This is a genomic window from Paraglaciecola mesophila KMM 241 (genome assembly GCF_000315015.1).
Taxonomy (GTDB): Bacteria; Pseudomonadota; Gammaproteobacteria; order Enterobacterales; family Alteromonadaceae; genus Paraglaciecola; species Paraglaciecola mesophila.
The window spans coordinates 47,213-60,191 of sequence record NZ_BAEP01000056.1; the positions used below are offsets into that span (position 1 = coordinate 47,213).

The 12,979-nt window shown below is 43.8% G+C and carries 7 protein-coding genes; 2 read left to right on the forward strand and 5 right to left on the reverse strand.

From position 1 onward, the window contains the following. Positions 1–146: 146 nt before the first annotated feature. The 3 genes from GMES_RS13885 to GMES_RS13895 form a co-directional block, all read right to left on the reverse strand. Positions 147–2,756, reverse strand: a complete 2,610-nt coding sequence (locus GMES_RS13885; protein WP_006993348.1) for a TonB-dependent receptor plug domain-containing protein — start codon at positions 2,754–2,756, stop codon at positions 147–149. A gap of 364 nt (positions 2,757–3,120) precedes the next feature. Beyond that, positions 3,121–4,155, reverse strand: coding sequence for a protease SohB (sohB, locus tag GMES_RS13890; protein ID WP_006993349.1), 1,035 nt, complete (start codon positions 4,153–4,155; stop codon positions 3,121–3,123). A gap of 96 nt (positions 4,156–4,251) precedes the next feature. Then, entirely contained in the window at positions 4,252–6,870 is a 2,619-nt protein-coding gene (locus tag GMES_RS13895; protein ID WP_006993350.1) for a VolA/Pla-1 family phospholipase, read from the reverse strand. 258 nt (positions 6,871–7,128) lie between these two features. Here GMES_RS13895 and GMES_RS13900 point away from each other — a divergent pair, with 258 nt between their 5' ends. Beyond that, positions 7,129–7,872, forward strand: a complete 744-nt coding sequence (locus tag GMES_RS13900) for a YciK family oxidoreductase (protein ID WP_006993351.1) — start codon at positions 7,129–7,131, stop codon at positions 7,870–7,872. 346 nt (positions 7,873–8,218) lie between these two features. Here GMES_RS13900 and glnS read toward each other — a convergent pair whose 3' ends face one another. After that, positions 8,219–9,895 carry a glutamine--tRNA ligase gene (glnS, locus tag GMES_RS13905; RefSeq protein ID WP_006993352.1) on the reverse strand — a complete coding sequence of 559 codons (1,677 nt, stop codon included), beginning with the start codon at positions 9,893–9,895 and terminating at the stop codon, positions 8,219–8,221. Between the two features lie 286 nt (positions 9,896–10,181). On the opposite strand from glnS, the gene GMES_RS13910 reads away from it, so the two are divergent. Continuing rightward, positions 10,182–11,201, forward strand: a complete 1,020-nt coding sequence (locus GMES_RS13910; protein ID WP_006993353.1) for a LacI family DNA-binding transcriptional regulator — start codon at positions 10,182–10,184, stop codon at positions 11,199–11,201. 44 nt (positions 11,202–11,245) lie between these two features. Here GMES_RS13910 and GMES_RS13915 read toward each other — a convergent pair whose 3' ends face one another. Further along, on the reverse strand, positions 11,246–12,976 hold the full coding sequence (locus GMES_RS13915) for an alpha-amylase family glycosyl hydrolase (protein WP_006993354.1): 1,731 nt from the start codon (positions 12,974–12,976) through the stop codon (positions 11,246–11,248). Between the last annotated feature and the right edge of the window lie 3 nt (positions 12,977–12,979).

Below are 12,979 nucleotides of genomic sequence, written 5' to 3' on the forward strand. Positions count from 1 at the left end.
TAGCAGAATTCTGCTAATGTAACCAAATCACTATATTTTCCGTCACATCATCCAAACGATTTGAGTGAAATATGCTCGCAAAAAAGTGCAAAAAAAAACCTTGTTACGAATTATCGTAACAAGGTTTTTAAAGGTCACCGATTATTTTAGAAGTTGTACTTCGCTTTAACGTAGTAGAAACCGCCATTGTAATCGAATGGACCATTTTCATAAAAACGGCCGCCAACTGCTGCAAATGAGCTTGCAGGCAATTCTTGGGCTTCAGTATCAAACAAATTACTCGCCCCTGCAGACAAGGTGATTTGGTCAGTTACAAAGTAGCTTACTTCAGCATCTACTGTAGCACTGCTGCCAGCGTCTTCATTCCAACCACCTGGTTCAGCATCATCAGCGTGTACCGCGAAGTATTCACCGAAGTAGTTGACCCGAATAAAGGCGCTAACAGTATCCCAGCTTTGCGATACGGTGAATGTCGCTCTGTGATGAGGAATGCCCTCTTCAAGCAGTTTAACCTTACCTGCACTTGTGGTATCTGGATTGAATTTCTCTACTTCAGTTTCATTCCAGTTGTAGGCTAATGAAAACTTGGTATCGCCTGATTCGAAGATAGGATGCGTATAGTTAGCCACTAAATCTAACCCTTGGGTTTTAGTATCAAAATCATTGGCGAAATACGTAACAGCAGAAATAAGCTCAGGATTTTGTACACCTAGTGTTCTCAGTTCTTCGTAGTCATCTGGGTTTACGTCAATTTGGCTAGATTGGGCAATACGATCATCAACCGTGATGCTGTACAAATCCGCACTGATAAAGAAGTCGCCACTTTGATAAACCGCACCGATAGCGAAGCTTTGTGAGTCTTCTGGTGTTAACTCTTTACCGCCATAAAACGCTGATAATGTATCAGTCGGTGGCGCCAAGAAGCTTTGAATCAAATCACCGCCAACGATAGACGTTTGTGTATTGACCACATTCGCTTGGCCTACAGTAGGAGCCCGAAAACCAGTGCTGGTTGAAGCACGCAAAGAAAGCTCATCAGTGACGGAATACTGCGCCGTCAACTTATAGTTAGTGGTATCGCCAAAGGTCGTAAAGTCCTCATAACGAACCGCCGCGCCGAGCAATAAGTCTTCGGTAATATACGCTTCAACATCTACATACGCTGCTACACTGCGACGGGTATTAGTGCCTTGAGATTCGGGACCGAAACCTTTGAAGCCATGTGAGCCAATATTGAATCCTTGTGATGCATAATCACCAGCTTTCCAAGAGGCCTCTTCACCCGCAACAATTTCAAATGACTCTTCACGCCATTCAAGACCACCTGCAACGTTTAACGAATCAATACCGTCTACGTCAACTTGCTTCGACAAGTCAAGGTTAAACATTTTCTCTAACTGAATGTACTTACCGGTATCAAATTCCGTTGGGGTGTCTAATCCCAATGAAGGATTAAGTGTGTTTGTCAGGTTAAACGATGATTCACTTCGACCGACAGAGCCACTTAAATCGAAGAGCGCGCCTGATAAGAAACCACTTTTCAATTCGCCTTCAACGCCAATAACCAATGAGGTATCAGTGATGTTTCCGCCAAACGCGGGTGTATACCCGCCAGGAAAAATTTGATTCATTGAGAAACAATTAGGATCGGCAGCCATCTGTTGATATGCCGCAGTATCTAACACATTTCCGTCAACAACCGTTCCGTCAGCTAGCGTCACTTTAGGAATAGCAACTGTTGCACAAGAGCGCTCTTCCCCTGCGGCCTCGCCAACATCACCTACTAATAGCGTTTCCCCACCATCATTTGAATAGACTTGACCACGGTTATGGGGGTTTCGGTAGTAAAAACCGCCGATGATATCGCGCTCGGAATAGTTACCGAACATGTAGAATTTCTTGTCATCGCCAAGATCAAGCCCTACGTTACCAAATAGGCTAATGTCGTCGTTGATCTCTGGGTTACCCCAAATTTGTGCAGGATCACCAACAGCAGTATTACCTTGAGCAATTAGATTAGCCGCATCGGGGCGCTGTACGCTACGACTGGTTGCGTCGGCATTTTTAAGCTGAAAACTTAGGTTAGCGTAACCATCTTTAGTGAACGGTAAACCAACATTACCTTCTACAGTGGTTGTTGCACCGTCACCTTCATAATACTCGCCGCGTTTAACGGATAAAGAACCGCCGTCAGCGTCATCCTTTAAAACAAAGTTCATTACACCCGCTATCGCATCAGAGCCATACTGAGCAGCTGCGCCGTCGCGTAATACTTCGACTTGTTTTAACGCTGAACTAGGAATAACCGAAATATCTGGACCTTGAGCACCATCATTGATGCCACCGCCTTGAAAAGCGATAACCGAAGCACGGTGACGGCGCTTACCGTTAACCAATACGAGGGTACTGTCTGAAGACAGACCACGTAAGTTAACTGGGCGAATGAGGGTCGCAGCATCAGAAATGGGTTGAGCGCGAGCAGTAAACGACGGAACCGTACTTACTAGCATATCTAGCATATCTGTGGATGCTGATTTACCGAGCTCATCCCCGCCTATGATATCGATAGGCACTGGAGAATCTGCAACTGAACGAGGGGCTGAGCGGCTTCCTACCACCGCTATTTTTTCTACATCCGCACTATCGTCTTTTACTTGTTGAGCGTATACAGGACTTATTGCGGTGACCGCAACCGCCGTCGATGTAGCAATAACGTAGCGAATACTTTTCGTTAATTTGTTTAATGACGTGTTCATTTAATTTCCAACTTTATTTGTTTTTTAATTATGCATGCACGTTTTTATTGTTATTTTTCAGTGTGAACTGATTTGCGTTGCACGGTTGATAACTCAGTAGAAACTGTCCGGTTTGTATTGAATTACTTATTATTTATAACGATAAAAAGTTGAACTTACAAACAGATTAAATGGTCGAATAGAGTTAGCTGTCACTAACAGTGATATACACTGTTAAATTATATTTAACAGCCCAGTAAAGCGGTTATTTTGATTTAAACGATATATTATATAGATAAAAATTGCACAGTTAGTTTTTTCAGACAAAAAAATACCGGCATTAAACCGGTATCTTTAAGCAAAAATTAATCGTAAGTCTAATTGCCTATTTGGCAATAACTTGGGTTTTACTCCATACCTTAATCAACGACTGCACCACGCCTTTGGTTACAGATATGCCAAATTTTTCAGCGAGATTCTTTTTGACAGAATATTTGACTGAATAAATTTTCTTATCGTTATTCGCGTTGAGTAAAAAGTCATCAGATGTTTGTATTGTATCAACCAATCCAAGGTCTAAGGCTTTACTGCCGTACCAATATTCACCCGTAGCGACCTTATCAATAGCTAACGCTGGTCTGTGCTCTTGCACAAAGCCTTTGAACATTTGATGTACGTCTTCCAATTCATCGCGGAACTTTTCACGTCCTTCATCATTGTTTTCGCCAAACATGGTCAACGTGCGCTTAAATTGCCCGGCTGTATGTTGCTCAAACTCAATATCGTTTTTCTTCAATAATTTATTAAAGTTGGGGATTTGTGCAATAACACCAATAGAGCCGATAATGGCAAATTTTGCGGCCAATACATTATCTGCAACACAGGCCATCATATAACCACCACTTGCCGCGACTTTATCAACCGCAACCGTCAAGGGGATGTCCTTGTCTTTTAGGCGTTGTAACTGCGATGCTGCAAGTCCATAGCCATGCACAACCCCACCACCGCTTTCAAGTCGAACGAGCACCTCATCTTTAGGCTTGGCAATGCAAATGATGGCGGTTACTTCTTCCCTTAAGTTATCGACTTCGTGGGCATCCATAGAGCCATTAAAGTCAATCACATAAAGATTACCTTTTTCATCGTTGTCGCCTTTGTGCTTTGCCTCTTTCTTAGCGGCCTTGTCCGCTTTTTTCTGCTCTTTGTTTTTCTTCTTTAACTCGTCTTTACTGCAAATTAAATGATTAACATTATCTTTGATGTCATCTAAGCGCTCTGAAATCGAGTCTATTTCAAGGTTTCCCTTAGGTTGTTTCTGTTTACTGATCAACCCTACTACGCCTCCAACGACGAGTAATATAGCGATTACAATGGTCACTGCTTTGGCTATAAATAAGCCGTACTCATACAAAAATTCCAATTCTGTTTACTCCTTAATAACTGACTTAAGCGATATTGGGACTAAATCGCAAAAAAAAAGCTAGGCGAGGCCTAGCTTTTATCTTTAAGTAAAGAATTAGTTCGCCACAACAGACTCATCTGAAATAACAATATCTGTTCCTTCAGAAGTGAAGTAATTGACTGCTTGATTCTGCATCTCTGCTGTAGCAGCAACACTCGGTGTTGGCACAAACAAAGATTGGTGAGCCCCAGCTGAGAAATACACTACGCCGTTTTGTGTTGCATCACCTTGTATTGTAGCCGACACCTGCTCCAATCCCATCACTTGAGACAATGGAATACCACCAGATAATGGCAACGAAGTTACGACAGGGTTAACCTGATCTGTTAACGCCGTTGTACCGTCATCATTCACTCCACCACCGACAACGAGTTGCATTAACGTAGGTGTATTGCCCGCCATTTGTTGTGCATAATTAATCGGGTCGCCTGCATCTAATATTGTCTGCGCCGCAAACACAAACTGACTGAAAGTAGCATCAATCTCTGCTTTAGGTGCATCTTCTAATGCACCATAAAATGCGCTAAAGGCAGGGCGAATAGCCGCTTCTGCGGTAAGTCCGTTGGCAGCCGCATATTGGCCTAAAAAGGCGACAAAGTCCTCTGATGAAGCAGCTAATAAAGAGCCTTTAATCAGTGGCCCAAAGTCAGGTGATTCGAATAAAAAGTTTGCCACCCCGCCTGATGGCACGTTCAACACGGCGGTATCGACATTGTACATATCGCTAAAGGGAGCGAAATCACCCTCGAACGGCGTATTCGCGTTAGCGAGTGTGTTCATACCCGAAATTGAACCTAAGCTTTGTGAGATGAAATGAACTTTAGATGTATCAACATCCACCATCCCTGACGCATCATTTATGGCATTTAACGCTAGCCGTAAACCTAAGGTATCAGTCCCGCTTTGACGTAAATTATCACGAGCAGTAATTAAACTCGCAAGGTTCATGTAATCCGTAGGCGAATTGGTAGACGCATTTACGTTCGTTCCATCGGCTAAGGAAAAACCACGTGCACCGTGTAATGGGTGATCAATAGCAACTGTTGCAAAGCCTGCAAGTGAAAACGCGGCTGCTACGACCAAGGCATTCTCTTTTTGACCGGTAATACCGTGCTGAACGATAATGACGGGCCAACCATCTTCGGGTTTCGTCGGTACTTCAATAACACCACCGGTTGCCGCCGAAAGCATGGCAATCACTGATTCATCAGGTACGGTAAACTGCACGCCTAGCGTCTCAGTACCCGCTTCGTTAAATGGTGTTGACTCATCATCTTCGTTCGTTCCTTGTGCCATAGGCAAAGGATTGAACTTGGTCAGATTGCGTGGGTCGTCTATACCTAAAGACGATAAATCCAAATCACGCAGTTGTCCTTGGGATGCAACTTGGCACAGCTCATCATTTGGTCCAACGGCCCCTGCTTGAATTAAAGAGGTAACAGTTTCTGCGCCCATTAATTGCAATGTAGCGCCACTGGTACACATTGCACGCCACCAGTCACCTAACGGATTAGTGGTGCTCAAATAATAAGGTAATTTCACCTCGCCTTCGATGCGCGTGGCTGCACAGAAAGGGCCGGCTGTTGCAAATGTTTTCGTGGCCACCTCGTTTAAAGCAGAGCTGGTATCCATAATATTCGTTACAAGACCTGCGCAGGTGTTTAAACCAACAGCTGTCAGTTGCGCTAACTCGGCTTCAGAAAGCAATGCTGGAGCCAAGACGTCAAATGCTTTTGTAATGCCTTCAGCCGATACATTTAATTGAGGTAAATAATCACGAGCAACCGTTGCGGCAGTAGCGACATCGCCGCCTGTCGCGGCCATAGTCGCGCCAAATGCAGTAGCATAACCGGCAATTTGCAGGTTTTTAATAGAATCCATCACGGTGCCAGCAGAGACTGTTGAAAAATACGCCGCATAAGAAATCGCTTCGCGTTCTATGCCTGAGGGGATCACCACATCCACTAAACTATTAACTAAAGTTTGCAATTGCAGCTGTTCTTCGGTGGCAAGGGGCAAAGTATTGATGTCTTGACGAGCGAGCTCCCACGAACTTGACCCTTTAACGCTCTTTCCATCGGTATCAAGCAAAGCATCAGTTACCACTAGCATATGGCCTTGACTAGACGCCAATGGCTTAAGAGGTATAACAGCAATTGAACCTGAGCCTTCATTCGTATAAGAAGCAATAAAGTCTACTCCGTACACAAGCTCTTCACCGAGTTCACATGGCACACCCGGCGCTGCAGCTACTGCGGCAATGGCCTGACACGTTGCCGAAGTGCCTTCTAAGGCTTGGGTGGCTTTGAAGAGTTTTATGGATGCGCCGTTAACGCTGCTTGCGTCTATATCAAGTCCTGTAGGTAGGGTTACTCTGATTGAGAATGGATTTTGAGTTGACCATCCATCTAACGCGCTTAATGCGTGCTCTGGGTTGCCCCCATCAAATACAGCATCACCTTCAGTATTTAATGTAAAGTCGAAAAAGTTACCACTTGGCAACATTAACAAATCGTTGGGTAAATTGAGATCGCTGTTGGCGGGGTCAAACACCACCCTAGCGAATGGTTTTTCAACAGGGGTATTGGTCTCTATATCTGCTACGGAGTCTCCATTACAGCCTGTAAGTCCCAGCACAGCTGCGATACTCGCACTAAGCAAAAGTTTATTCATTGTATTTCCCTACCTCTTTATTATTCAATTGGCTTTGCATGTTCTAGGAATCAATTAGACCTATGCCCATCTATCAACAGTATAAATAACACGTTAGACCAGTTGCTCCCTGGCCCATCTTATGTAGTTTGGTATTGATTTGCAAAGGTTTGTTAATCACTTGTAACGTAAAACAATCTAGTCTTCCAAGACTAATTCGGTAGGATATTTTCACATCTAAATGATAAAATCAGCAAAATTTACTTGAATTAGACATATATGTTCGATTTTCAACCAATATCAGGTTTATTAGCCTCAAAAACCATTCTCGTGACGGGTGCTGGCGACGGCATAGGTAAAGAAGCAGCCCTACAATTCGCAAAGTACGGCGCTACTGTAATCCTGTTAGGCAAAACAGTCAGTAAGCTCGAAGCGGTATACGATAAAATAGTCAAAAATGGAGGCCCGGAGCCGGCCATTATTCCTCTGGATTTACAGGGTGCAACAGCGCAACATTATCGCGATATGGCTAACACCATTGATACTCAGTTTCCTAGCCTGGACGGCGTTTTACATAATGCTAGCTTGCTGGGACACTTAGAGCCTTTGCAGCAGATAAGTGAAGAAGACTGGAATAAAGTCATGCAGGTGAATGTGAATAGCCAGTTTTTTATGACACAGGCATTGATTCCAGTCTTAAAAAAATCAAACAATGCTTCGATCGTTTTTACCACCTCAAGTGTCGGGCTCAAAGGCCGTGCTTACTGGGGCAGCTACTCCATTTCTAAATTTGCGACCCAAGGGATGATGGAAGTCATTGCCGATGAAAATGAGAACACATCAATACGCGCCAATTGCATTAATCCCGGCGGAACGCGCACCAATATGCGTGCTCAGGCCTTTCCTGGCGAAGATCCAGAAACCTTAAAAACTCCGGCGGACATCATGCCGCTGTATTTGTATTTAATGAGTGATGAAAGCAAGCACGAGACTGGAAAAACCTTCCACGCACAGCCTAAATAAGCTGAATACTGGATAAGCCGAGCCTCTGGATAACGCTCTTTTTGTGCCTAGCTGCGTTGGATTGTCTAGCAATAACACGTTATTACGTACGCCAATCCGCCTTGCTATACTCGAAAAATCTCGTCACCGAGTAAGCTTTAGAGTAAAACAACTTGGGTATAAATGCGTAAGCCATTAGTTATAGCTTTAAATCTCTTTGGAGCGACACTTCTTATCCACGACACAGGTTAAATAGCTCACTTTATTTTACTAGAGCTATCTCAGCAATCACAAAAAAGCCCCTGTTAAAAATCATTAACGGGGGCTTATTTATTTCGCTCAGGTAAAAAGCGTCTTGGTTGGCTAATTAGTCACCTATTTTAGCCCATGTGTCTCGCAAACCGACGGTGCGATTAAAGACCAACTTGCTTGTTGTGCTGTCTTTATCGAAACAAAAGTACCCAGTGCGCTCAAACTGAAAGGCTTGAATATTTGCTTCATCAAAATTAACTTTGGCTAGACTGGGTTCAACCCAACCTTGTTTGATTGTTAATGATTCAGGATTAATACACGCTATAAAATCGTCTTGGGCTGCTGGGTTAGCCACAGTGAAAAGACTGTCATACAAACGAATTTCAGCGGCAACCGCATGAGCCGCTGACACCCAGTGGATAACTCCTTTTACTTTGCGGCCATCAGCCGGATCTTTTCCTAATGTGTCGGCATCGTATTCACAAAATATTGTGATCACGTTCCCCTGCCCGTCTTTTTCAACACGCTGCGCTTTGATTACATAGGCATTGCGCAAACGCACCTCCTTACCTAGTACTAAGCGTTTAAATTTCTTGTTGGCTTCTTCTCTAAAGTCTTCAGCTTCAATGTAAATTTCCCGTGCGAAGGGCACTTCGCGACTGCCCATTTCGGGGCGATTGGGATGATTTGGCGCCTCAAGTAGTTCAACACTCTCTTGTGGATAGTTTTCTATCACAATTTTAACTGGCTCAAGCACGGCCATAGCACGCGGAGCATTTTCATTCAGTTCGTCCCGCAGTGGCGCTTCTAACATGCTCATTTCAACCATGTTATCCATTTTGGTCACGCCAATACGTTTGCAAAACTCACGAATTGAAGCCGCAGTAAAGCCTCGGCGGCGAAGACCAGCAATAGTAGGCATGCGCGGGTCATCCCAACCACTTACAAATTTTTCGTCCACTAATTGAATGAGCTTTCGCTTACTAAGCACAGTGTATTCAAGATTAAGCCGAGAAAATTCATATTGACGTGGCACCACATCAATAGTGATGTTCTCTAACACCCAGTCATACAATCGACGATTATCTTGAAATTCCAAGGTACACAATGAATGGGTTATGCCTTCAATCGCATCAGAAATACAATGGGTAAAATCGTACATAGGATAGATGCACCACTTATCGCCAGTCTGGTGGTGATGCGCAAACTTAACGCGATACAAAGCTGGGTCACGCATACACATGAATGGCGATGACATATCGATTTTAGCCCGCAGCAAACACTCGCCTTCTTTGTACTCTCCGTTGCGCATTTTCGCGAACTGAGCGAGATTTTCCTCGATTGAAGTATCGCGAAAGGGGCTATTGGTTCCAGGGCTCGTCAAAGTGCCACGCATTTCTCGCACTTGTTCTTGATTCGAAAAGTCCACATAGGCTAAGCCTTTCTCTATTAACTCAACGGCAAAGGCGTGCAGTTGATCAAAGTAGTTAGACGAATATCGTGCTTCACCCTGCCATTCAAAACCAAGCCAAGTTACATCACTCTTAATCGCATTAACGTAATCAATGTCTTCTTTATCAGGGTTAGTGTCATCAAACCGTAAGTTGCACTGGCCTTGATAATCCTGCGCAATCCCAAAGTTCAAGCAGATAGACTTAGCATGACCTATGTGCAAATAACCATTTGGCTCAGGTGGGAAACGCGTATGAACCTGATTATGCAAACCTGATTGCAGATCTTTATCAATAATTTGACGAATGAAATTGGTCGGACGACTCTCGGTCTCGGCCATTAATACTTACCCCTAACACTTATACGTAGAAAACAGCGGATATTATACCAGTATTCAGCCCCCGAAAAGTTCTTTTATTGCCAATTTAAGCGATCTATCCGTCTTATTACTTCCGAGATTTGTGCTTTTTAAATACAGCAAATCAGTTACTTAAGTTTCAGTAGCTTTGAGCAGGGAGAAACGTGACATCTTTTGATAAAATTAGGGATTTCAATGGCGGGCTAGTGTATAAACCTTATTAACAAAGGGTCTATCGTGCTAATTTTGTAGAATAAGGTTTGAAGTAATGAAAGAAAAAGCAACATCGTTTGATATCGCTCATCAAGCTGGTGTATCGCAATCGACCGTTTCCCGTGCGCTTCGTGATAGTCCGTTGGTTAATAAAGAAACCCGTGAAAAAGTGCAAGCTATCGCCCGAGAGCTTAATTATAAAGTCGATAAAAATGCCAGTAATTTAAGGCGCCAACACAGTAAAACCCTTGCGTTGTTATTGTTTGAAGACCCGACTTCTGATAACTCGCTGATAAACCCATTTTTCTTATCCATGCTTGGCAGCATCACACGCGCATCGGCAAAAGCCGGTTATGACTTACTTATTTCATTTCAAAACCTAAGTGATGATTGGCACGCGGAATATGAAGACTCAAATAAAGCTGATGGCATCATTTTACTTGGCTACGGTGACTACACCGAATACCGTACAAAGCTGAGCCAGTTAGAGGCACAAAACACACACTTTGTGCGTTGGGGAGCATTAGACGATCAGCATCCTGGCGTATCCATTGGCTGTGACAATTTTCAAGGTGGATTTGATGTAACTCAACATTTGCTCGGCCTGGGTCGTCGTGAATTCGCTTTTATCGGCGGAGCCGACACCCGTGCTCCTGAGTTTTTTGCGCGCTACCAAGGCTATCACAAGGCGCTGACATTAGCAGAGGTCGCTCAAAGCGCAGTACAACAAGACGCTATTTCAACTGAAGATTCGGGCTACAGCGCGACACTTAAACTGCTCAAACAGCATCCTCATATCGACGCGATTGTATGTGCTAGCGATCTTATTGCTATTGGGGTGCTAAGGGCATTACGAGATAGCAATATACCTATCCCTCAGCAAATTGCCGTAGTAGGTTTTGACAATGTCCCTGTGGCCGGTTTTGCGACACCAGCCTTGACTACCGTCAAGCAAGACACCATTTTAGCTGGCGAGATATTAGTCGACAGTTTACTTAAATTAATCGAAGGTGAAAAAGTTGAGCATTACCTAATGCCCGTTGACTTAGTCATTCGCCAGTCGAGCGGTGCCTAGCAAGCCATAAGTGCCAGCGCCGTTTAAATGGACGTTAATAGGGATCATTTAAACGCCATTAATCGCGCTAATTCGGCTTTAAGCGACTCGTTAATTACTTTTTCGTCTCTTACCCACACATGAACACTGTGGCCTGGTACTTGAGCGATTAACGATTCTCCTTGCTCGATAACTTGCGTATCTTGTTTAAAGCGCATTTCAGTCCACGTGCCTGCATCCAAAAATTTAGAAATATTAAAACGATGTGTCTTAGCGCTCTTGTTTAACAATACAAGCGCCGTTTGAGCAATATCACCTTTTTGAATAACCCGATAAAACGACGCGAAATCACCTTTGAATTCAAGGTTGACCTGTAAACCATTTTGTAGCGCAGGTGAGCTTTTGCGCACATTGGCAATTCCTGCGAGGGCATCATGGATTGGATGAGTTTTGGCCAATTCAACGTTGGCTTGGCCAAGGTAATTTCGGTTACCTTGATGCTCCGCCTTACCTCGCATAAAGCCAATTTCAGACCCTTGATAAACGACTGGGATCCCACGACTGGTAAATAACCAATTATTCGCGTCAATAAAACCCGTATCGCTAGCGTTCATTCTTGGCATATCGTGATTATCGTAAAATGTAGTTAACTCGTAGGGGTTCGCATATGGACCATGTGTTAAATGTAGATAAGGCAACAAGTCTGAAAAATCACTGCTTGATGATTCAAAAACATCTGTAATGGCTTTTTGGCCCGGAAAGTCTAAAACACTTATTCCGCCGTTTTTAGCCAAGGTATGTTGAGCAATAAAGTTGGCGTTGTAATCGTAACTTTCAGCAAACATAAAGAAATTTGGGTGCAATGCCCTAACCCGTGCCGCCATTTCCTGCCAAAAGTGATGGGGCACATGTTTTATCGTATCGATTCTAAATGCATCAGCCCCCTGTTCTATCCAATATAAATAGGAGTTGATTAAGTAGTCACGTAACTGTGCATTATCTTCATCCAAGTTAGATAGCTGCATAATATCTGCAGTGGTATGATAAAACTGATGCAAAGGATTATTTGGGTCGAGCTTCTCAGGCGGTTTGTTCTGATGATCCGCCACAAGTTGGTCGTTTTCATCATACAGTTCACCAAATTTTTCTTGCTCAACCGGCATGGTAAATGAAGGCGAGCCATGATTGGCCACCACATCAAACACCGTTTTTAAACCGTGTTGATCACGCATGCTGCTGGTGTATTTTTTATAATCAAGATCGCTCGAAGGGTAATGTTCGTCGATTTTATAAAAATTTGACGCCCAATAGCCATGATAAGCCGATTTACCGCCGTCCTTAAATGCGCCACCAAACCCTATGGCTTCGCCGCCTGAAAATTGCTGGTCAGGGTTATCCACTACAGGTGTTAACCAAACCGCGGTAAACCCCATATCGCTAATATATTGTCCGTTATTAAGCACACCGCGTAAGTCCCCGCCCAGGTAACCCACATTAGCAGTTTCACCGTTATCACCGTATAGAGGCAAATCGAAACTAGGCAGATTTCCACCTTGTTCAGGATAGTTATTTGTCTTATCGCCATCCACAAACCTGTCTGTCATGACAAAATACACCGCTTCTTTTACAAACGGATTATCTGTGCCATAAAACTGCTGCGTTGTGTGGTTAGATGACTCTGCGACCCGACTGTGATTGGAAGGGGCACATCCCGCTAAAGCAAGCACAACAGATATGGTGAGTGTACGCATGCGATATTGCGCATTATTGGATGAAGACGAACGTGTAATTTTCATAAA

What these genes read in the sequence shown, in the direction of transcription:
- GMES_RS13885 (WP_006993348.1), bottom strand. Translation starts at nt 2,756, where the DNA reads ATGAACACGTCATTAAACAAATTAACGAAAAGTATTCGCTACGTTATT.
- GMES_RS13895 (WP_006993350.1), bottom strand. Translation starts at nt 6,870, where the DNA reads ATGAATAAACTTTTGCTTAGTGCGAGTATCGCAGCTGTGCTGGGACTT.
- GMES_RS13900 (WP_006993351.1), top strand. Translation starts at nt 7,129, where the DNA reads ATGTTCGATTTTCAACCAATATCAGGTTTATTAGCCTCAAAAACCATT.
- glnS (WP_006993352.1), bottom strand. Translation starts at nt 9,895, where the DNA reads ATGGCCGAGACCGAGAGTCGTCCGACCAATTTCATTCGTCAAATTATT.
- GMES_RS13910 (WP_006993353.1), top strand. Translation starts at nt 10,182, where the DNA reads ATGAAAGAAAAAGCAACATCGTTTGATATCGCTCATCAAGCTGGTGTA.
- GMES_RS13915 (WP_006993354.1), bottom strand. Translation starts at nt 12,976, where the DNA reads ATGAAAATTACACGTTCGTCTTCATCCAATAATGCGCAATATCGCATG.